This window comes from Azospirillum sp. ST 5-10 (genome assembly GCF_051225715.1).
Lineage (GTDB): Bacteria > Pseudomonadota > Alphaproteobacteria > Azospirillales > Azospirillaceae > Azospirillum.
Genome location: NZ_JBPJSP010000005.1, coordinates 86,800 through 106,712 on the forward strand (window position 1 = coordinate 86,800; position 19,913 = coordinate 106,712).

Annotated in this window: 17 protein-coding genes; 10 read left to right on the plus strand and 7 right to left on the minus strand. The window is 72.9% G+C overall.

What is annotated here, in order from left to right; translation table 11 throughout:
• Positions 1-42 precede the first annotated feature (42 nt).
• The 4 genes from ACSBPG_RS07980 to ACSBPG_RS07995 all read left to right on the plus strand — a co-directional run bounded on the left by ACSBPG_RS07980 (position 43) and on the right by ACSBPG_RS07995 (position 4,259).
• Complete coding sequence (locus ACSBPG_RS07980; protein WP_435536604.1) at positions 43-966, plus strand: replication protein RepA; 924 nt, start codon at positions 43-45, stop codon at positions 964-966.
• Between the two features lie 278 nt (positions 967-1,244).
• On the plus strand, positions 1,245-1,715 hold the full coding sequence (locus tag ACSBPG_RS07985) for a VOC family protein (RefSeq protein ID WP_435536605.1): 471 nt from the start codon (positions 1,245-1,247) through the stop codon (positions 1,713-1,715).
• Between the two features lie 213 nt (positions 1,716-1,928).
• A complete protein-coding gene (locus ACSBPG_RS07990; protein WP_435536606.1) occupies positions 1,929-3,140 on the plus strand; it encodes an MFS transporter in 1,212 nt (403 codons plus the stop codon).
• Positions 3,141-3,263: 123 nt separating this feature from the next.
• Positions 3,264-4,259 (plus strand): Tim44 domain-containing protein, encoded by a 996-nt coding sequence (locus ACSBPG_RS07995; protein WP_435536607.1) that lies wholly within the window; start codon positions 3,264-3,266, stop codon positions 4,257-4,259.
• 95 nt (positions 4,260-4,354) lie between these two features.
• On the opposite strand, the gene ACSBPG_RS08000 is transcribed toward ACSBPG_RS07995, so the two are convergent.
• Positions 4,355-4,690 carry an STAS domain-containing protein gene (locus ACSBPG_RS08000; RefSeq protein WP_435536608.1) on the minus strand — a complete coding sequence of 112 codons (336 nt, stop codon included), beginning with the start codon at positions 4,688-4,690 and terminating at the stop codon, positions 4,355-4,357.
• A gap of 241 nt (positions 4,691-4,931) precedes the next feature.
• Between ACSBPG_RS08000 and icmH the strand changes: the two genes are divergently transcribed.
• From icmH to ACSBPG_RS08020, 4 genes are read left to right on the plus strand one after another with little or no spacing between them, the layout of a single operon-like run.
• Complete coding sequence (icmH, locus tag ACSBPG_RS08005; protein ID WP_435536609.1) at positions 4,932-6,152, plus strand: type IVB secretion system protein IcmH/DotU; 1,221 nt, start codon at positions 4,932-4,934, stop codon at positions 6,150-6,152.
• A 6-nt stretch (positions 6,153-6,158) separates the two neighbouring features.
• Positions 6,159-8,192 carry a type VI secretion system membrane subunit TssM gene (gene tssM / locus ACSBPG_RS08010; protein WP_435536610.1) on the plus strand — a complete coding sequence of 678 codons (2,034 nt, stop codon included), beginning with the start codon at positions 6,159-6,161 and terminating at the stop codon, positions 8,190-8,192.
• 1 nt (position 8,193) lies between these two features.
• Positions 8,194-8,895 (plus strand): type VI secretion system-associated protein TagF, encoded by a 702-nt coding sequence (gene tagF, locus ACSBPG_RS08015; RefSeq protein WP_435536611.1) that lies wholly within the window; start codon positions 8,194-8,196, stop codon positions 8,893-8,895.
• Complete coding sequence (locus tag ACSBPG_RS08020) at positions 8,882-10,870, plus strand: serine/threonine-protein kinase (protein WP_435536612.1); 1,989 nt, start codon at positions 8,882-8,884, stop codon at positions 10,868-10,870. The genes tagF and ACSBPG_RS08020 overlap by 14 nt, the downstream gene beginning before the upstream one ends.
• Before the next feature lie 19 nt (positions 10,871-10,889).
• Here ACSBPG_RS08020 and rpiB read toward each other — a convergent pair whose 3' ends face one another.
• From rpiB to ACSBPG_RS08050, 6 genes are all read right to left on the minus strand, one after another.
• Positions 10,890-11,336: a ribose 5-phosphate isomerase B gene (gene rpiB, locus ACSBPG_RS08025; RefSeq protein ID WP_435536613.1), complete on the minus strand. Its 447-nt coding sequence runs from the start codon at positions 11,334-11,336 to the stop codon at positions 10,890-10,892.
• A 59-nt stretch (positions 11,337-11,395) separates the two neighbouring features.
• Positions 11,396-12,670 (minus strand): TRAP transporter large permease, encoded by a 1,275-nt coding sequence (locus tag ACSBPG_RS08030; RefSeq protein WP_435536614.1) that lies wholly within the window; start codon positions 12,668-12,670, stop codon positions 11,396-11,398.
• Positions 12,671-12,692: 22 nt separating this feature from the next.
• A complete protein-coding gene (locus tag ACSBPG_RS08035; RefSeq protein WP_435536615.1) occupies positions 12,693-13,172 on the minus strand; it encodes a TRAP transporter small permease in 480 nt (159 codons plus the stop codon).
• A gap of 54 nt (positions 13,173-13,226) precedes the next feature.
• Positions 13,227-14,225, minus strand: coding sequence for a TRAP transporter substrate-binding protein (locus tag ACSBPG_RS08040; RefSeq protein ID WP_435536616.1), 999 nt, complete (start codon positions 14,223-14,225; stop codon positions 13,227-13,229).
• Positions 14,222-15,055, minus strand: a complete 834-nt coding sequence (locus tag ACSBPG_RS08045; protein WP_435536617.1) for a FadR/GntR family transcriptional regulator — start codon at positions 15,053-15,055, stop codon at positions 14,222-14,224. Before ACSBPG_RS08045 ends, ACSBPG_RS08040 begins: the two co-directional genes overlap by 4 nt.
• A gap of 124 nt (positions 15,056-15,179) precedes the next feature.
• Positions 15,180-16,691, minus strand: a complete 1,512-nt coding sequence (locus tag ACSBPG_RS08050; protein WP_435536618.1) for an aldehyde dehydrogenase — start codon at positions 16,689-16,691, stop codon at positions 15,180-15,182.
• 557 nt (positions 16,692-17,248) lie between these two features.
• On the opposite strand from ACSBPG_RS08050, the gene ACSBPG_RS08055 reads away from it, so the two are divergent.
• Complete coding sequence (locus ACSBPG_RS08055; RefSeq protein WP_435536619.1) at positions 17,249-17,779, plus strand: hypothetical protein; 531 nt, start codon at positions 17,249-17,251, stop codon at positions 17,777-17,779.
• Between the two features lie 46 nt (positions 17,780-17,825).
• The gene (locus ACSBPG_RS08060) at positions 17,826-19,781 is read left to right on the plus strand and encodes a TonB-dependent receptor plug domain-containing protein (RefSeq protein WP_435536620.1); all 1,956 of its coding nucleotides are present in this window, start codon (positions 17,826-17,828) and stop codon (positions 19,779-19,781) included.
• Positions 19,782-19,913 lie beyond the last annotated feature (132 nt).

Consider the following 19,913-nt stretch of genomic DNA (forward strand, 5'->3'; position numbering starts at 1 on the left):
CCGGCCCTGTGCGTGATGGGATGCCCGGGATCGGAGGGGACCATGGGTGACGTACACCAGCTCATCATCGCGCACGGCCGGCAGGAGGCGCGCAACCTCGTCGAGCCGCGCCGCGCCAGCGTCGTCGACGTGGCCGCGTCGGTGCTGGAGGACGAATCCAACGCGCTCGGCATCACCTATTCCGGCTTCTGCCTGACCAGCCTGCCGCACCGCCGGCTGGCCGCCGACGCCGAGTGGCGGCGCGACCAGGGCCGGGTGACCCTGCTGGTCGAGCCGGGCAAGGAGCGCCGGCGCGACGGCACGCTGGCCCATGTGGGCGTGCCTTACGGCGCCAAGGCGCGGCTGATCCTGCTCTATCTCCAGACCCGGGCGATCCAGGACAACAGCCGCGAGATCGAGCTGGGACGCTCGATGAACGACTGGCTCGACCGCATGGGCGTCTCGGCCGGCGGCTCCACCTACAAGGCGGTGCAGGAGCAGGCGACGCGCATCAACCTGTGCCGCCTCACCTTCTTCTGGGACAAGAACGGCGCCGAGGGCTTCGCCAAGGAGAGCATCGTGTCGGGCGGCATCCGCCTGCGCGACGACGACGGCCAGGGCACCCTGTGGCGCGAGACGGTGCAGCTCTCCGAGACCTTCTTCGCCGCGCTGAAGCGGTCGCCCGTGCCGATCTGGGAACCGGCGATCCGCCACATCGGCGGCTGCTCCATGGCCATCGACGTCTATGTCTGGCTGGCCTACCGCCTGCACGTGCTGCGCGACCCCACGCCGGTCACCTGGACCGCCCTGTTCAACCAGTTCGGCGGCGGCTACAAGGCGCTGAAGCACTTCAAGCCGGAGTTCCGCGAGGCCCTCGACCTGGCGTTGGCCGTCTACGAGGCGGCGCGGGTCGAGGTGGGCGACACCGGGGTGCTGCTGCACCCGTCGGCGCCGCCCATCCCCGAACGCATGATCGCCGCCCGCTGACGGCCGCCCGCTGATGGCCGCCCGCCGACCGGCGTGAGGCGTGCGCCGGGGCGGTCGGCGATTGCCAAGACGGCGGTCGGCGATTGCCAGAGGCCCGGCGGCGCCCCCCTGATTCGGGACGGGGCGACGGCCGTCACGACGTCCCGCCTTCACGACGCTCCCATGCGGGGCGAGAAAATCGACGCCGCCCTGTCGGAGGCGGTCCCCGCCGTCCGTCCTTGGGACGGGAGCGGCCGTGCGCACGGCCGCCTCCGCCCATTCGATGGAGGAACACCGCGATGAAGGTCACGCAGCATCTCTGGTTCGCGAAGGACATGGAGGCCGCGCTCGGCTTCTACACCTCGCTCATCCCCGGCTCGTCGGTCCACTGGGTGTCGCCCCTCCCGGTCGACAGCCCGAGCGGCCCTGCGGGCAGCGTCAAGATCGCCGCCTTCACCCTGGGCGACCAGCGCTACATGGCGATCGAGGCGGGCCCCCTCGACCCGTTCAACCACAGCTTCTCGATCATGGTGGAATGCGACACCCAGGCCGAGATCGACCGCCTGTGGGGCGCCTTGGCGGAGGGCGGCGCGGTCGAGCAGTGCGGCTGGCTGCGCGACCGCTGGGGCCTCTCCTGGCAGATCGCGCCGAGACGGCTGGGCGAGCTGATGGGCGGTGCCGACCGCGACAGGGCCAGGCGCGTCGCCGAGGCCATGCTGCGGATGGTGAAGCTCGACATCGCCGCGCTGGAGGCCGCGGCGAGCGGCTGACGGGCCGGCATGCGCTCGTCGGACGGCGGCCGAGGCCGGGGCCGGGCGACGTGGGAATCCCGCCACACTTGTCACTCCCGGCCTCCGCCGTCGCGCGCCGAAGATCCCGCGAGGCCGCCGGAGGGACGTCGTTCCCGGGCATCGTGCCGCCGAGCAGCCCGCCGAGGGTCGCGGCGCCGGGCGTGGATGCCGGACGCAATCGGAGACGCAGAGATGACCGACACACACTATCGCTGGGTGATCGTCGCGGCGGGCGGCCTGCTGGGCTGCATCGCCATCGGCGCGATGTTCTCGCTGCCGGTTCTCCTCATGCCGATCGTGCGGTCCACCGGCTGGTCCGTGACCGGCATCTCCACCGCCATGACGGTCGCGTTCGTCGCCATGGCGCTGGGCAGCATGGGCTGGGGCGCCCTGTCGGATCGCTTCGGCCCCCGCGCCGTCGTGCTGGCGGGCTCCGTCCTGCTGGCCGCGAGCCTTGCCCTGGCGAGCCGCACCACCTCGCTCGTCCAGTTCCAGCTCATCTTCGGCGTCGCCGCCGGCGGCGCCACCGCGGCCATCTTCGCGCCGGCGATGGCCTGCGTGACGGGGTGGTTCGACACCCACCGCAGCCTTGCCGTCTCCCTCGTCTCGGCCGGCATGGGCATGGCGCCGATGACCATGTCGCCGCTGGTCGCGTGGCTCGTCACCATCCACGACTGGCGGACGGCCCTGCTGATGGTCGCCGCGATCGTGGCGGTGGTCATGATCCCCGCGGCGCTCCTGGTGCGCCGCCCGCCGGCGCTGCGGGGCGGGGCGGCGGGCACGCCCGCCGGCGACCGGCAGCCGGACCTGTCCGTGGCCCGGGCGCTGCGGTCGCCGCAGTTCGCCATCCTGCTGCTGACGAATTTCTTCTGCTGCGCCACCCACTCCGGCCCGATCTTCCACACCGTGAGCTACGCCGTGAGCTGCGGCATCCCGCTGATCGCCGCCGTCTCCATCTACAGCCTCGAGGGGCTCGCCGGGCTGGGCGGCCGCGTCGCCTTCGGCATCATGGGCGACCGCTTCAGCGCCAAGCGCGTGCTGGTCCTTGGCCTGCTGGCGCAGGCCTTCGGCGCGCTGGCCTACACCGCCGTGCGCGAGCTCGCCGGCTTCTACGCGGTCGCGGCCCTGTTCGGCTTCATCTACGCTGGCGTCATGCCCCTCTACGCCGTCATCGCCCGCGAGAACTTCCCGCTGCGGATGATGGGCACGGTGATCGGCGGGACGGCCATGGCCGGCGGGTTCGGCATGGCGACGGGGCCGCTGGCGGGCGGCCTGATCTACGATGCCTCCGCCGGCTACGCGTGGCTCTTCGTCGCATCCTTCGCCCTCGGAATCGGCGCCTTCCTGATCGCCCTGACCTTCAAGCCCTTCCCGAGGGCACGGCCGGTGCCGGCGGCGGCCTGACCGCCGCCGCGCGGAGCGCGGCCACGCGTTGCCGGTTTTTGACGCTCCGACCTAAAACCCGGACCGTCGTGCCACCATATGTCCGTCAGCCCACCGACCGGGCTGCACAGACGACGGTAGACGATGCTTCAGTTCCGCTCCCAACGTTCCCGTGCGGTGACCGCCGCCGCCGCCGCCCTGATGGTCGCCCTGGCCGCCGGCGCCGCCGACGCCCGCGCCGGCCGCAGCTCCAGCCTCGGCAGCCGCGGCGCCCGCACCTACGAGGCGCCGGCGCCGACGCGCACCGCCCCCACCACCGCCGCTCCCATGGAACGCTCGGCCACGCAGCCCGGCGTGACGCAATCCGCCCCGCGCCCCGGCCTGGCCGGCCCGGCACGCGGCGGCTTCTTCTCGCGCGGCGGCTTCATGGGCGGGCTGATGGGCGGCCTGATCGGCGCCGGCCTGTTCGGCCTGCTGTTCGGCGGCGGCTTCTTCGCCGGCCTGGGCAGCCTCGCCGGCGTGCTCGGTTTCCTGCTGCAGATCCTGCTGGTCGTCGTGCTGGTGCGCTTCGCCATGCGCTGGTTCCAGAGCCGCAACCAGCCGGCCTACGCCGGGGCGCCGAACCACCGCGAGGCGGCGTCCCCGCCGCGCGGCCCGCTGGGCGGCTCCCTCGGCGGGGCGACCGCCGGTCCGGGCGCCGCCCGGACCGGGCGACGGACCGGCCCGAGCGACGCGATCGGCGTGCAGCCGGCCGACTACGACGCCTTCGAGCGGCTGCTCGGCGACGTCCAGGACGCCTATTCCCGCGAGGATCTGACGGCGCTGCGCGGGCTGACCACGCCGGAGATGGCGTCGTACTTCGCCGACGAGCTGGCGGCCAACGCCGACCGCGGCGTCGTCAACCGGGTGTCGGGGGTCCGCCTGCTGCAGGGCGACCTCGCCGAGGCCTGGCGCGAGGGGGGCGCCGAGTACGCCACCGTGGCGATGCGCTTCGCCCTGGTCGACGTGACGGTGGAGCGCGCCTCGGGCCGCGTCGTCGAGGGCGACGCCGAGCGCCCGGTCGAGGCGGTCGAGCTGTGGACCTTCCGGCGCGCGCCGGGCGCCGCCTGGACCTTGTCGGCGATCCAGCAGACCCGCTGACCGTCCGGCCTCATGCGAAGCGGGGGCGCCGCGGCCGCGGCGCCCCCGCTTTCGCGTGGCGCTCCCCGCTTTCGCGGAGCGGCGGCGCCGGCGCGTCAGGACAGCGCCTGCACCGCGGCGTCGGCGTTGGCGTGGATCTCGAACAGGCTGGTGAAGCCGCTCATGTCGAACACCTCGCGGATCGACGGGGCCATGGCGGCGAGCACGATGCGGCTGCCGGCCGGGCGCGCCTTCTTGGCGGCGACGAGCAGGGCGCGCAGCCCGGCCGAGCTGATGTAGGCGAGCTGCGCCATGTCGACGACGACCGAGGCCTGGCCCCCGGCGACCGCCTGCACCAGCCTGCCCTCGAAGGCCCCGGCGGTGCCGCTGTCGACCCGGCCGGCCGGCTTGAGGACGAGAATGCCGTTTCGAGTTTCTTCCTGGATATCCATGGTTCGCCTTTTCCCTCCTCGGGGAGGTGGATCTCCCGCGCGTCTGTCCGCCCCTATAGCACACCGCGGCGTCGACGTCCTTCCTCCGATGGCGCCCGGCGCCGCCGGGTGGGACCGCCACGGGTGACCGGCCCGAGCCGGCCTGCTATACGTTGGCCGGACCGGCCCTCGTCGCCGGCCAGCCATCGGAAGCGGGAGCAGGGGCGGGACGGGCATGCGGTCGGGGGGCGACATCGCGGACGTGCCGGCGTCCGCCGGCCGGGCGGACGTGCCGGCGGATGCCGCCCTGCCGGCCGCCGCCGACGGCTCCTGGCCGGCGGCGCCGCTCGCGCGCGCCGTGCGCAACCCGCTGCTGGGCGCCGCCGCTCCGCTGCTCGACCTCGCCGGCCGGTTGCGCGACCTGCCGGGTCACCCGGACCCGGACGCCCTGCGCGACCGCGCGCTCGCCGAGGTGCGGCGGTTCGAGGCGGCCGCCGCGGAGGCCGGCGTCGGCGCCGAGGAGATCCGGGTCGGCCGCTTCGCCCTGTGCGCCACCCTCGACGACGTGGTGCTGGCGACCGACTGGGGGCCGGGCACGGCGTGGGCCGGGGACGGCCTGGTTGCCGCCACCGAGCGGGACGCCGCCGCCGGCGACCGCTTCTACGACCTGCTGGACACCATGCTCGGCAGCCCGCACCTGCACCGCAACGAGCTGGAGCTGTTCTACGCCTGCCTGTCCCTCGGCTTCGAGGGCAAGCACCGCACCGGCCCGCGCGGCGGCCACGCGCTGGCCCACCTGCGCGACCGTCTGTTCCGCCTGCTGCGGCGCGAGCGGGCCGGCGCCGACCGCGCCCTGTCGCCGGCCTGGCGCGGCGCCGGCGGGCGCTTCCGGCCGCTCGCCCGCATCGTGCCGGTGTGGACGGTCGGCGCCGTCGCCGCGGTGCTGCTGCTGGTCCTGTACCTGGCCCTCGCCCGCTCCCTGGCCGACCGCGCCGACCCGGTGGCGGTGCGGCTGGCGGCCCTGCTTCCCGACCGGCCGGTCGAGATCGCCCGGCTCGCCCCGCCGCCGGCGGTCGCCACCCCGGCGCTCGCCGCCCGCATCGCCGAGGCGTTGGCGCCGGAGATCCGCTCGGGCGCCGTGGCCGTGCTGGCCGGCGACGACGGCGCCCTGGTCGTCGGCGTGCGCGGCATCCCCTTCCCGGCCGAGAGCGACGAGCTGCGCGCCCGCCACCGCGCCGTGGTGGAGCGGATCGGCGAGACCCTGGCGGCGGTGCCGGGGCCGGTGCTGGTGCTCGGCCACGGCGACGGCGCGCCGGTGCGCACCCTGCGCTTCGCCGGCGTCCGCGAGCTGAGCGAGGCGCGCGGGCGCGCCGTCGCCGCCGTCCTGGAGCGTCACCTCGGCGCGGGCCGCGTCGTCGCCGAGGGGCGCGGCGACGACGGGACCGCCGACCGGCGTGTCGACATCCTCCTCTATCCGCGGTAGGGCTCCATGCCGACGCTCGTGCGCCTCGCCCTGTTCCGGCTGGCCGCCAGCCCGCGCCTGCGCCGCGCCGCCACCCTGGCCGGCGCCCTGGCGCTGGCGGCGGTGTTGTGGCAGCTGGCGCCGCTGCTGCGGCTGGCCGGGCAGCGGCCGCTCGACGGCGGGCTGGCGCGCGCGGTGCCGTCGCTGCTGGTGCTCGGCGCCTGGGGGCTGGCGGTGTGGCGCGCCGAGCGGCGCGCGCGCGCCGCCAACGAGCGGCTGGTGGCCGCCCTGGCCGGCTGCTCGCCCGACGACGCCGACATGCGGGCCACCCTGGACGAGATGGCGGCGCTGCGCGGCCGCATGGGGGAGGCGCTGGCGCGCCTGCGCACCCTGCGCTTCCGCGGCCGGAGCGGCCGGCGCCGCCTGCACGAGCTTCCCGTCTATCTGATGATCGGCGCTCCCGGCTCGGGCAAGACGACGGCGCTGGCGGCCGCCGGCCTCGGTTTCCCGCTGGGCGCGCGGCCGCACGCGCTGCCCCTGCCGCTGCCGGTGCCCGAGCAGGTCGGCGGCACGCGGACCTGCGACTGGTGGTTCACCGACGAGGCGGTGCTGATCGACACCGCCGGGCGCTACACCACCCAGGACAGCCGCCACGCCGTGGATTCGCGGGTGTGGATCGGCCTGCTCGACCTCCTGAAGGAGCACCGGCCGCGCCGGCCGGTCAACGGCGCGCTGGTGACCGTCAGCCTGGCCGACCTGGCGACCTGGAGCGACGGCGAGCGCCGCGCCTACGCCCTGACGCTGCACCGCCGCCTGCAGGAGCTGCGCCGCAACCTCGGCCAGGCCGTGCCGGTCTACGTCGTCTGCACCAAGGCGGACCTGCTGGCCGGCTTCACCGCCTTCTTCGACGCGCTGACCGCCGAGGAGCGCCGGCAGGTCTGGGGCGTGACCTTCCCGCTGGGCGACGGCCCGGGGGCGACGAGCCCGGCGGCGTGGTTCCGCGACACCTACCGCGGGCTGCTGCGCCGCCTCGACGAGCGGCTGATGGAGCGCCTGCACCAGGAGCCCGACATCGAGCGCCGCGGCCTCGCCTTCACCCTGCCGCTGCAGATGGCGACCCTGGAGGGGCCGCTCGGCGACCTGCTGGAGCGCGTCTTCGCCGTCGGCCCGGAGGACGAGCCGCTGCTGCTGCGGGGCGTCTACTTCACCAGCGCCACCCAGGGCGGTCCGGCGGTCGACCGCCTGGCCGGCCGCTTCGGCCCGCTGCGCACCGGCCCGGCGCTGCCGGTGGAGCCGCCGGCCGACGAGTGCCTGAGCTATTTCCTCGACCGGCTGCTGCACGAGGTCGTGTTCGCCGAGGCCGGGCTGGCCGGCGTCGACCGTGCCCTGGAGCGCCGGCAGGGCCGCCGCCGCGCCGCCGCCCTGGCCGGCACGGCCGCCGCCGCCCTGGCGCTGGCGGTCTTCTGGGTGCACGGCCACGGCGCCAACGGGCTGCTGATCGACCGCGTCGCCGCCGCCGTCGCCGAGGCCGAGGCGCAGCTCCGCGTCCTCGACACGCCGCCGCGCTCGCTGGCGCGGGTCGCCGACGGCGACGTCGCCGCCGTCCTGCCGGCGCTCGACGCGCTGCGCGCCATTCCCGCCGGCTACGGCGACCGCGGCGCGCCGGTGCCGTGGCGGCTGGCCGGCGGCCTCTACCAGGGCGACCGGCTGGGCGGGCTGGCCGACGCCGTCTACCGGCGGGCCCTGCGCAGCGTCTTCCTGTCGCGCCTCGTGCTGCGGCTGGAGGAGCGGCTGCGCGCCGGGTGGGCCGAGCCGGACCGGCAGTGGCCGGCCCTGCGCGCCTATCTCATGCTGGGCGGGCGCGAGCCGATGGACGCCGCCTTCGTCGGCGAATGGATGGCGGCGGACTGGCAGGCCACCTTGCCCGGGCCGGCCAACCAGGACCGGCGCCGGGCGCTGGGCGACCATCTCGCCGCCCTGTTCGACATCGGTTTCGCCGCCGTGCCCCTCGACGACCCGCTGGTCGCCCGGGTCGTGGCGGCGCTGCGGCAGGGAGGGTAGGGTGGCGGCGTCGGGCGCCGACCCGGCGCCGTTCGGCCCCGGCTTCCACGGCAAGCTGCCGGCGCGCGGCGATTTCGTGCAGCACGGGCTGCCCGGCGCCTTCGTCGAGCGCTGGGACGCCTGGGTGCGCACCGCGCTGGTGGACAGCCGGCTGCGCCTGGGCACCGCATGGGAACGGCTGTTCGCCGCCAGCCCGGTGTGGCGGTTCGCCCTGAGCGCCGGCCTGTGCGGCGGCGGCGCGGCGGCCGGCGTCCTGGTGCCCAGCGCCGACCGGGTCGGCCGTCTCTACCCCTTCACCGTGGTGGCGTCGCTGCCCGGCGGCGTCGACCTCGCCGGCGTGCCGTTCGCCGCCGTCTCCTGGTTCGAACGCGCCGAGGCCGCCGCCCTGGCGGCGACGCGCGGCGACCGGCCCGACCTCGACGCCGTCGCCGCCGCCGTGGCGGCGCTGCCGCGGCCGCTGGCCGACGTCGTTCCGGGCGCTGCGAACCCCTTGCACCGGGCGCGGCTGGAGGCGATGGTTGGGGCGTTGCCGGAGCGGCCGACCCTGTGGTGGTCGCGGGGCGGCCACTGGGTGGCGCCGTCGCTGGTCGCCTGCCCCGGCCTGCCCGCCGGCGAGCGCTTCGCCGCTTTCCTGGACGATGGCTGGGAGCGGTGGGGTTGGCGGGACCTCGAGCAGGATCGGAGTGGGGATGAGCCTCACTGACACCACGCCCCGGAAGATCGGCCCCTACCGGGTGCTGGCGCCGCTCGGCGAAGGGGCGATGAGCGTCGTCTACCGGGCCGCGGCGCCCGACGGCACGGAGGTGGCGCTCAAGCTGCTGCGCGGCGAGCTGTTGGCCTCCGCCGAACGGGGGGTATCGCTGGCCCGCTTCCGCCGCGAGGTGGAGATCGGCCGCCGCCTCGTCCACCCGCACGTGGTGCGGGTGCTCGACCACGGCGACTGGCTGGGCAGCCCCTATCTCGTCATGGAGCTGGTGGCCGGCCGCGACCTCAAGCGGTGGATCGACACCGGCGGCCTGCCGGCCGACCGGGCCGTGGCGGTGACCGCCGGCGTGCTCGACGCGCTGGCCTACGCCCACGGCGAAGGCATCGTCCATCGCGACATCAAGCCGGCCAACATCATGGTCGGCGACGACCTGCGGCCGAAGGTGATGGACTTCGGCATCGCGCTGGTGCCGAGCTCCGACCTCACGATTCCCGGCGACCTGCTGGGCACGCCGGCCTACATGGCGCCGGAGCTGCTGCGCGGCCTGCCGGCCGACCCGCGCTGCGACCTGTTCTCGGTGGGGGTGGTGCTGTACGCCCTGCTGGCGCGGCAGCGGCCCTTCTCCGGCGCCGTCGCCGCGGTGATGCAGCAGATCCTGTTCGACGACCCGCCGCCGCCGTCGGCCGTGGCCCCCTGGCTGCCGCCGGTCGTCGACGAGGTGGTGATGCGGGCGCTGGAGAAGGACCCGGCGCGCCGCCATGCCAGCGCCGCCGCCTTCCTCGCCGCCCTCGACCGGATCGCCGCGGTGCTGGCCGAGGACACGACGATGGCCGACCGCACCGTGGCGGCGACGGCCGTGGCGGCGGACCTGCCGGACCTCGACGGGCTCGTCGCGGCGCTGCGCGCCCACCTCGCCGCGCTGGCCGCCGGGGCGCTGACGGAGAAGGCGCTGGCCGGGATCGCCCGCTCCCTCGACGCCTGGTTCGAGGCGGCCGCGCACGCCACCCCGTCGGCGGCCGACCGCAACGGGCTGCGGGCCGCCGTGGTGGAGGAGGGCCTGGTGCCGCTGGCCGCCGCCATCGCCGCGGCCATGCCCGCCCCCGGCGCGCCGCCCGCCGCGGCGCGGGGCGACTGGATGCTGCTGGTGCGTCTGCTCGCCCGGCTGCGCACCGCGGCCCGCCAGCTCGGCAGCGGCGACGCCGCGGCGGCGGCGGTCGACGGGCTGGTGTTCGAGCTGCAGAGCGCGCTCCTGCTCTACACCGACCGCCTCAACCGCCTGCTGCTGGCCGGCGACGAGCCCGACCTGATGATGCTGAGCGCCGATTTCCTGCGCCTCGACGTGCTGCTGCACGCGCTCGAGGTGCTGGAGGCCGAGCGCGAGCTGCGCACCGCCCGCGGCACGCTGATGCTGTTCGCCAACCAGGCCATGCGCAAGGTGAACGCCATCATCGCCGACGCCCTGGCGCGGGCGGAGGGCGAGGGCGAGGACGCCGCCGCCGCGCGCTTCGGCGTCGCCCTCGTGCTGGCGCGGGTCGAGGAACTGCTGTCCATCGCCGGCCGCCTGCTCGAGGACGGCGACGACGCCGGGCGGTTCCGCGCCGTCGGCCAGGAGGTGGTGGTGGAGTTCGTCGGCCTCGCCCGCCGCCTCGCCGCGCGGACGGTGGCGGATCTCGTCGGCGCCGCGGCCGGCGAGGACCCCTACGCCTTCGCCGGCCGCCTGAAGACGCTGGGGGCGCTGTACACCTTCGCCACCCGGCTGCCCGGCGCCGCCGGCCAGGCGCCGCTGGCGGCGCTGACCGAGGACCTGTACGCCGGCCTGCGCCGGCTGCTGGCCGCGGTGGCCGGCGCCCCGGCCGGCGACGCCGCCGCCACCCAGCGCGTCGCCGCCGTCTTCGAGATGGCCGACGCCCTGGGCTGGGCGGAGATCCGCAACACCGCGGCGGCGGCGCTGCGCCGGCGTCTGCTGGGCTGAGCGCCGCGCCGCGGCGCCGTCAGGCCCCCTGGTCCATGGCGTGCAGCTTGGCGACGCGGCGGCGGAAGTCGGCGTCGGTGGAGAACTCCGCCGCCAGGAAGGCGTCGATCAGGTCGAGCGCCAGCCAGGCGCCGACGATCTGGGCGCCGATGCAGCAGACGTTGACGTCGTCGTGCTCGACGCACTGGTGGGCGGAGTGGACGTCGTGGCAGACGGCGGCGCGGATGCCCTTCATCTTGTTGGCGGCGATCGAGGCGCCGACGCCGGTGCCGCACACCAGGATGCCGCGCTCCGCCCCGCCGGCGGTCAGGGTCTGCGCCAGGGCCCGGGCGATGTCGGGGAAGTCGACGGGCGTGTCGTCGTGGGAGCCGACGTCGACGACCTCGTGCCCCTTGGCCTTCAGGTGCTCCAGGACCTGGGGCTTCAGCACCCAGCCGGCGTGGTCCGATCCGATGACGATGCGCATGTACGATGTCTCCTTGGAGTCCGAAAGCGGGATGCCGCGGCGCCGGCTGGCGAACCGACTCAGCGCAGCAGGCTGGGCAGCCACAGCGTCAGGCCGGGCCACAGGGTGAGGATCGCCAGGGTGGCGAGGAGCGGGACGTAGAACGGCAGCAGCGCCTTCAGCAGCGCGCGCATGCTGACCTTGGCGATGTCGCAGAGGAGGAACAGCGACAGCCCCATGGGCGGCGTCAGCAGGCCGATCATCAGGTTGAAGATGGTGACGATGCCGAGATGCACGGGGTCGACGCCGGCCGCCACCAGCGGCGGGGCGATGATCGGCACGATCAGCAGGGTGGCGGTCGTGCTGTCGAGGAACATGCCGGCGGCGAAGAACAGCAGGTTGACGATCAGCAGCAGCACCACCGGGTCGGTGGAGATGCCGAGCAGCAGCCGGGCGGCCTCCTGGGGGATCTGCTCCACCGCGAGGATCCAGCCGAACAGCGCCGCCACCGCGACGATGATGAGGATGGCGCTGGTGTTGCGCGCGGTGAGCACGGCGGCGTTCAGCAGATGGGCGACGGTCATCTCGCGGTAATGGAGGAAGCCGACGGCGATGACGTAGACGACGGTCACCGCCGCCGCCTCGGTGGGCGTGAACAGGCCGGACAGCATGCCGGCGATCATCAGGGCCGGGGCGATCAGGGCGGGCAGGGCGGGGCGCAGGTCGCGCCACACCGCGGCCCAGCCGGGCCAGCGTTCCGCCCGCGGGTAGCCCTGCCACAGCGCGATCACCGCCGCCGTCGCCATCAGCAGGGCGACGCACAGCAGCGCCGGCACGATGCCGGCGATCAGCAGCTGGACGATCGACACGCTGGTGACCGAGCCGTAGACGATCAGCGGGATGCTGGGCGGGAAGATCGGCCCGACGATGGCCGAGGCTCCGGTCACCGCGGCGGAGAAGGAGGTGGGGAACCCCTTGCTCTTCATCGCCGCGATCTCGATGCGGCCGAGGCCGCCGACGTCGGCCAGGGCGGCCCCCGACATGCCGGAGAAGATCAGCGACGAGAAGATGTTGACCTGCGCCAGCCCGCCCGGCACCCGGCCGACCAGCGTGTCGGCGAAGCGGAAGATGCGGTCGGTGATGCCGGACAGGTTCATCAGGTTGCCGACGAAGATGAACAGCGGCACCGCGACCAGCGGGAAGCTGTCCAGCGCGTAGGTGATGCGCTGGGCCAGCAGGCCGAAGGGCAGGTCCTCCCAGACGATGTAGGCGGCCGCCGGCAGCAGGATGGTGTAGACGACCGGGAACCCGGCGACGAAGAGGACGAGGAAGCTCGCCAGCATGATGGTGCCCATGGGCGTCGGTCTCCCGGTCCGGTCAGGGGGTGGCGTCGGCGGCGCCGGCGGCCTCGGGCCGCGGCGGCCGCACGAGGTGGCGCAGATGCACTCCGGCGGCCCCGGCGAAGCCGACGAAGGTCGCCGACAGGAACAGCCAGAAGGGGATCTTCAGGGTCGGCGTGGCGTTGTTCAGATACTTGAAGGCCGTCGTCCAGGTGACGTAGGCGACGAACAGCGAGACGGCGACGGCGGCCAGCGCGATGGCGATGTCGACGGCGCGCCGGACGCCGTCCGGCAGGGCCGCCTTGAATTCCGCCATGACGATGTTCTCGCCCGTCGCCACCACCAGCGGGAAGCCGGCGAAGACGAGGCAGATCAGCAGGAAGCGGGTCAGCTCCTCGGCGCCGACGAAGGGCACGCCGAGGCCCCGCGCGACGATCTGGAGCGACGGGATGAGGACCAGGCCGAACAGCAGCAGCACCGTCAGCGCGGTCAGCGACCGGGTGAGGAGGTTGGTCATGGCGGACACCTTGCCGGCGGCGGGCTCCGCTTCGGGAGCCCGCCGGCCGTGCGCTCACTTCACGGCGTCGATCTGCTTGATGTAGCTGTCCCAGGTCGGGAAGTCCTTGGCGACCTGGGCGAGGACGGACGTCTTGAAGGCGGCGAGGTCGAGGCCGCTGTCCGGGGTGACGAAGGTGACGCCCTTGCCCTTCAGCTCGCCGACCAGGCTGTTCTCGGCCTCGGTCGCCCACTGCAGCGACTCCTCGGCCTTGCGGTCGAGCGCCTGCTTGATCGCCTTGCGGTCGGCCTCCGGCAGGCCCTGCCAGATGTCCTCGTTGATGAAGACGGCGAGCACCGAGTGCATGTGCCCGGTCAGCGAGACGTGCGACTGCACCTCGTACAGCTTGTTGGCGTTGATCATGGTCAGCGGGTTCTCCTGCCCGACGACCAGGCCGGTCATCAGCGCCGTCGGCAGCTCGGCCACCTCGACCGGCGTCGGGATGGCGCCGAAGCCCTTGACCATCGACACCCAGAGCTCCAGCGGCACGGCGCGGAACGGCTTGTTGGCGAGATCGGCCGGGCTCTTCACCGCGAACTTGGCGGAGATGTGCCGCGCGCCGCGGTAGATGCGGCCGATGATGCGCACGCCGCCCTCCTTGACCAGCCGCTCGTTGATGGCGGTGACGACGGGGGTGTCGGGGTCGGTGGCGCGCAGGGCGTGCTCGGCGTCGCGGTAGATGAAGGGGGCGTTGAAGACGGCGACCTCCGGCACGATGCGCGCCAGCGAGGCGAAGTCGTGGTGGCCCATGGAGATCGACCCCATGCGGATGCCGTCCACCATCTCGGCCACACCGCCGAGTTGGCTCGCCGGGTACACCTTCAGGGTCACCCGCCCCTCGGTCGCCTCGGCGATCGCCTTGGCCGCCTCGTCGGCGAAGCGGGTCTGGATGTCGCCTTCGGCGCCGACGTGGGCGTAGCGCAGATCCTTGGCCAGCGCCGGGCCGGCGAGGGTGACGGCGGTCGCCGCGAGGGCGCCGGCGACGAGGGACGCGAACCGGTTGGTCACGGTCATGGTGTTTCCTCCGTTTGCTGGATCGGTTCTTGTTGGCTCGGCCCGGGCGCGCCGCCGCTGGCGGCGTCCCGGTGTGCGCCGCCGCTGGCGGCGTCCCGGTAGGCGGCGATGATGCTGCGCCGCCGGAACTCGTCGCCGATGGCGAAGTGCTCGCGCAGCTTGCGCTCCGCCTCGTCGGCGTCGCGGTGGAACAGCGACAGGAACACCTCGCGGTGGGCGTCGGCGAGGTAGTCGCGGATGCCGTCGACCGGCGTGGTCACGGCGCGCCGCTGGACGTGGGAGCGCAGCAGCAGGGCGGAGATCGCCTCGTACATGGTGACGAGCACGCCGCTGTGGCTGGCCCGCACGATCGCCCAGTGGAAGCGGTGGTCGGCTTCGCCGCCCCGCTGCGGGTCGGTCAGGGTCGCCATGATGCCGTCCAGGGTCGCCTGGATCTGCGCCAGGTCGCGCTCGGTCGCCCGCTCGCACGCCAGGCGGATGGCCTGGCACTCGATGGCGATGCGGCCCTGCATGACGTCCTCGAGGATGTCGGGCTGCTGGGCGAGGCAGAAGGTGAAGAAGTCGCGCAGGACGCCGAGATCGGCGTGGCGCACCACGGTGCCGCGGCCGTGCTGGATGTCGAGGAAGCCCAGCATGGCGAGCGAGCGCAGCGATTCCCGCAGCAGCGGCCGGCTGACGTCGAGGGCGATGGCCAGCTCGCGCTCGCCGAGCAGGCGGTCGCCCGGCTTCAGCTCGCCGTTCAGGAGCTTGTCCCGGAAGAAGGCGAACACCTTGTCCGACGCCCGCGCGCCGTCCCCGTTCGTGCCTTCGCTGCGTGTGACGACGACCATGGAGCAACTGACCTTGCCGTGGTCTGACCAGTTGATCACGGACCGTTGGCGCTGTCAACGACCGGCCGCGGCGCGCGGACCGGCGGGGCGGGGCGGGGGCGGGGTGGGACGGCCGCGGCGCGCCTCAGCGGCGCAGGCGCAGCCACGTGGTCTTCAGCTCGGTGTACTTGTCGAGCGCGTGCAGCGATTTGTCGCGGCCGATGCCGGACTGCTTGTAGCCGCCGAAGGGGGTGGTGATGTCGTCGGCGTCGAAGCAGTTGACGTAGACCACGCCGGCGCGCAGCGCCCGCGACACCGCGTGCACGGTGTTGACGTTGTCGCTCCACACCGCCGCCGCCAGGCCGAACGGGCAGTCGTTGGCGACGCGCACCGCCTCCTCCGTGCTGTCGACGGTGATCACCGACAGGACGGGGCCGAAGATCTCCTCGCGGGCGATGCGCATGGCGTTGTCGACGCCGTCGAAGACGGTGGGCTGGACGTAGCAGCCGCCGGTCTCCCGGCGCACCCGCTCGCCGCCGGCCAGCACCGTCGCGCCTTCCTCGCGGCCGACGTGGATGTAGCCGAGCACCCGCATGGTGTGCGTCTCGTCCACCAGGGCGCCCATGCGGGTGGCGGGGTCCAGCGGGTCGCCTGGCTGGTAGGATGCGGCGTGGCCGAGCAGGCGCTCCAGCACCCGGTCCTTGACGGCGCGGTGCAGGATCAGGCGGGAGCCGGCGGTGCACATCTCCCCCTGATTGAAGAAGATGCCGGTGGCGGCGGCGTCCGCCGCGGCGTCGAGGTCGCCGCAGTCGTCGAGCACGATGTGCGGGGTCTTGCCGCCGCATTCCAGCCCGACCCGCTTCATGTTGGACTGGCCGGAATACTGCAGGAACAGCTTTCCGGTCTCGGTGGAGCCGGTGAAGAACACCCCGTCGACATCGGCGTGCAGGCCCAGCGCCTTGCCGGCGACCGGGCCGAAGCCCGGCACCACGTTGAGGACGCCGTCGGGGATGCCGGCCTCCGCCGCCAGCTCGGCCAGCCGCAGCGCGGTGAGCGGCGACTGCTCCGCCGGCTTCAGGACCACCGAGTTGCCGGCGGCGAGCGCCGGGGCGACCTTCCAGGCCGCCATGATCATCGGGAAGTTCCAGGGCACGACGGCGCCGACCACGCCGAGCGGCTCGCGCGTCACCAGGGCCAGGGAGTCGGGGGCGGTGGGGGCGACCTCGTCGTAGACCTTGTCGATGGCCTCCGCGTACCAGCGGTAGCAGCGCGCGGTGGCCGGCACGTCGACCGCCAGGCTGTCGGCGATGGGCTTGCCCATGTCGAGGGTTTCCAGCAGCGCCAGCTCCTCGGCGTGGGCCTCGATGCGCTCGGCGAAGGCCAGCATCAGCGCCTTGCGCCGGGCCGGGGCGAGACCGCGCCAGCGGCCGTCCTCGAAGGCGGCGCGGCCGGCGTGGACGGCGGCGTCCACGTCCTCCTCGGCACACTCGGCGACCTCGGCCAGGGTGCGGCCGTCGATCGGGCTGATCGCCGGAAAGGTGCGGCCGGCCACGGCGTCGACGAAGCGGCCGCCGATGAAGGCGCGGTCGCGGATGGTCAGGGCCTTGGCGCGGATGCGCCAGGTCGCCGAAGTGGGCGCAGCGGCCGTCGTCGTCATGGCTCGTCCTTCCATCTGTGCTGCGGCCATCATGCCGCCGTGCCGGATGCCGGACAAGCCACCCTGCCGCACCACACCGACAGCGGGCGCGGTGCCCGGCCGCGGCGGCGTCATGGAACGCGGATGACGCGAGGCTTGCCGGCCGGCTGCCGGAGCGGTTCCGCGCGAAACAAAATTCCGCGCCGCCTTCGCAAATATATATTCCAAATGAACGGATATATCGCCGAGGTGAAATATGCGCACATCACAGTAATAACGTTTAAATCGCCTTTGCTCAAAGTATATCGTCGGCATAAGAACAATATTAATCGTTGACACGCTGCAGAACAGCATATACCAAAGGGAAACATATGGCATTTTCTTGTCACAATAACAGAAACATGGCGAATCGTATGTATGATATGATGGGTTTTGAAAGAAACAATGTGTTCTAAACATCATGATTTTTGTTAATAATCTTGGGGCATGCTAATTTAATTTATTTGTACTCGTCGCATCGTCGTGGGAATTCCTTGCTGAGTCGGCTTGGTGTTGCCCAGCAACAAATCGAGGAAAAGATGTACCGTTCAATCGTTGCCGGTATGGTTGCGGCCGCTTTGCTGATCGCCGCTCCGGCGGGGGCCGAGGTGAGTTCCAAGGACGTCCAGGTCGCCGCCAAGACCTTTGGCTTCACCGTGCCGCCGCTCAGCGGGACCGTCAAAGTGGCCATCGTTTTCGATGCCGCGGTGCCGGAATCGAAGATGGAGGCCGATCAGCTCGGCGGCATTCTCGGCAGTGGGCTCGCCGTGGGTTCGGCAACCCTGACCCCGGTCCTGGTGCCGGTGGGTCAGCTCGACAGCGGACTCGAGGGCGCCGGGGTCGCCTTCGTGACCAGTGGGCTGTCGGCCAGCCACGAGCGCATCTTCGCCGCGACGAAGGCCAGGAAGCTGCTCAGCGTTTCGGCGGACGCCGCCTGCGTCCAGAGCGCCCGCTGCGTCATGGGCGTGAAGAGCGAGCCCAAGGTCGAGATCGTCGTGAGCAAGACGGCAGCGGAAGCCTCCTCCGTCTCCTTCGCCCCGGCGTTCCGCATGATGATCACAGAGCTTTGAGCCGCCCCCGACCCCCGGCGCCACACCCCTTCCCTGAGGATTTTCGATGAAGACCAACTTCGTTGCCGGCGCGATGGGCGCCGCGCTCGCGCTCGGCTCGGCGCTTCCCGTGGCGGCGCAGACGATCGATTACGGCTCGCTGGAACAGCTCTTCGGCGAGCCGGTCACCACCAGCGCCACCGGCAAGCCGCAGCGCGTCAGCGACGCTCCGGTGAACATGGAGATCATCACCGCCGACGACATCCGCCGCACCGGCGCCGCGAACGTGTCCGATGTCCTGCAGCGGGTGGTCGGCGTCGACGTGGCGCGCTGGGGCGTGGCGTCGGCGGACGTCAGCGTCCGCGGCTACAATTCCGCGCGCACCCCCCGCCTGCTGGTGCTGGTCAACGGGCGGCAGGTCTACGCCGACCACCTCGGCTACACGCCGTGGTACGCGATCCCGGTCGAGATGGCGGAGATCCGCCAGATCGAGGTCGTCAAGGGGCCGAGCACCGCGCTGTTCGGGTTCAACGCCGTCGCCGGCGTCGTCAACATCGTCACCTACAGCCCGCTCAACGACGACGTGAACAACGTCACCGCGCGGTTCGGGACGCAGGACCACCGCGAACTGTCCGCCGTCACCACCCTGAAGCTCGGCGAGCGCGGCGGCGTGCGCCTGTCGGCCGGCGGACTGAACTCCGACGAGTTCGACACCCCCGGCCGGCCGCAGGACAGCACCTCGCTTGAGCCGCGGCGGCGGTCGGTGAGCATCGACGGCCAGTACCGGCTGACCGACGACGTCGTCGTCGGCGCCGAGGTGACCAAGGTCCACGCCGAGATGGCGGAGCGGTCCCTTTACGGCATGCTCCCCAGCAACTACGACACCATGTCCGCCAAGGCGTCCGTGAACGCCAACACCTCGCTCGGCCTGATGAGCGCCACGGTGTACCGCAACCAGCTCGACATGGACATCATCGGCGCCCTCGACTACAAGAACGTCGTCACGGTCGCCCAGCTCCAGGATCTCTTCAAGATCGGGACGGCGCACAGCGTCCGTCTCTCCGCCGAGTACCGGCACAACAGCCTCGACAGCACGCCGATCCACAACGGCACGATCTCCTACGACGTCTACTCCGCCGGGGCGATGTGGGACTGGGCGCTGTCCGACCACCTGTCGCTGGTCAACGCCGGCCGCGTCGATCACCTGCGTCTCAAACGCACCGGCGCCTTCGCCGGGCCGGCGCCCTTCACCAACGACGACTACGACCGCAGCCTGACCGAATACAGCTTCAACAGCGGCATCGTCTACAAGGCGACCGACGTCGACACGCTGCGCTTCTCGGTGGGCCGCGGCATCCAGGCGCCGGCGCTGTTCGAGTATTCCGTTCTGCAGTCCATCGGCGGCGGGACGCAGTGGAGGTACGGCAATCCCGACATCGATCCCAGCATCGTCATGAACTACGAGGTCGGCTACGACCGCGCCATCGACGCGATCAACGGCGCCTTCCGGGCCTCGGTCTACTACCAGACCAACACGGACCTGAAGTCCTATGCGCGCAGCTACACCACGACGCCGCCGGTGTCGATCTACGACAACATGGGCGATTCGAAGGCCGTGGGCTTCGACACGCAACTGAAGGGCCGCGTCGGCTCCGACTGGTCGTGGAAGGTCGGCTACGCCTACGAGCGCATCGTCGACGACCTGGTGCCCGGCTCCGGCCAGAACTTCGAGGACAGCCAGCCCAAGCACAAGATCTCGGCGGAGCTCGGCTACGCCAACGGCCCCTGGGAAGCGAATCTGTTCGGCCAGTACGTCTCGCAGGTGCAGTTCGTGCAGTCCGCCTCCGCCGGCGAGATCACCGTCCCCGACTACCTCTACGTCGGTGCCCGGGTGGGCTACGAGGTCGCGCCGGGCGTCCAGGTCGCCCTCACCGGCATGAACGTCACCCAGGACGAAGCGCGCCTGGTGTCGCAGCCCGCCGAGGAGCGGCGGGTGTACCTGACGCTGTCGGCGAGCTTCTGACGGCCACCGGGGCGCCGCCGCGGCGGCGCCCCGGCCAGCACGCACGCGGCGGCTCCGGGGGGCCGCCGCCGGGGCGTCTCCGCCGATCACCGGCTCCGTCGCGGACCGGTCGGACGCGGGACGCGGCCCATT

What these genes read in the sequence shown, in the direction of transcription:
- ACSBPG_RS08040 (WP_435536616.1), bottom strand. Translation starts at nt 14,225, where the DNA reads ATGACCGTGACCAACCGGTTCGCGTCCCTCGTCGCCGGCGCCCTCGCG.
- ACSBPG_RS08045 (WP_435536617.1), bottom strand. Translation starts at nt 15,055, where the DNA reads ATGGTCGTCGTCACACGCAGCGAAGGCACGAACGGGGACGGCGCGCGG.
- ACSBPG_RS07985 (WP_435536605.1), top strand. Translation starts at nt 1,245, where the DNA reads ATGAAGGTCACGCAGCATCTCTGGTTCGCGAAGGACATGGAGGCCGCG.
- ACSBPG_RS08035 (WP_435536615.1), bottom strand. Translation starts at nt 13,172, where the DNA reads ATGACCAACCTCCTCACCCGGTCGCTGACCGCGCTGACGGTGCTGCTG.
- ACSBPG_RS08050 (WP_435536618.1), bottom strand. Translation starts at nt 16,691, where the DNA reads ATGACGACGACGGCCGCTGCGCCCACTTCGGCGACCTGGCGCATCCGC.
- ACSBPG_RS08000 (WP_435536608.1), bottom strand. Translation starts at nt 4,690, where the DNA reads ATGGATATCCAGGAAGAAACTCGAAACGGCATTCTCGTCCTCAAGCCG.
- ACSBPG_RS08060 (WP_435536620.1), top strand. Translation starts at nt 17,826, where the DNA reads ATGAAGACCAACTTCGTTGCCGGCGCGATGGGCGCCGCGCTCGCGCTC.
- ACSBPG_RS08055 (WP_435536619.1), top strand. Translation starts at nt 17,249, where the DNA reads ATGTACCGTTCAATCGTTGCCGGTATGGTTGCGGCCGCTTTGCTGATC.
- ACSBPG_RS08030 (WP_435536614.1), bottom strand. Translation starts at nt 12,670, where the DNA reads ATGGGCACCATCATGCTGGCGAGCTTCCTCGTCCTCTTCGTCGCCGGG.
- ACSBPG_RS07995 (WP_435536607.1), top strand. Translation starts at nt 3,264, where the DNA reads ATGCTTCAGTTCCGCTCCCAACGTTCCCGTGCGGTGACCGCCGCCGCC.
- tssM (WP_435536610.1), top strand. Translation starts at nt 6,159, where the DNA reads ATGCCGACGCTCGTGCGCCTCGCCCTGTTCCGGCTGGCCGCCAGCCCG.
- ACSBPG_RS08020 (WP_435536612.1), top strand. Translation starts at nt 8,882, where the DNA reads ATGAGCCTCACTGACACCACGCCCCGGAAGATCGGCCCCTACCGGGTG.
- ACSBPG_RS07980 (WP_435536604.1), top strand. Translation starts at nt 43, where the DNA reads ATGGGTGACGTACACCAGCTCATCATCGCGCACGGCCGGCAGGAGGCG.
- ACSBPG_RS07990 (WP_435536606.1), top strand. Translation starts at nt 1,929, where the DNA reads ATGACCGACACACACTATCGCTGGGTGATCGTCGCGGCGGGCGGCCTG.
- rpiB (WP_435536613.1), bottom strand. Translation starts at nt 11,336, where the DNA reads ATGCGCATCGTCATCGGATCGGACCACGCCGGCTGGGTGCTGAAGCCC.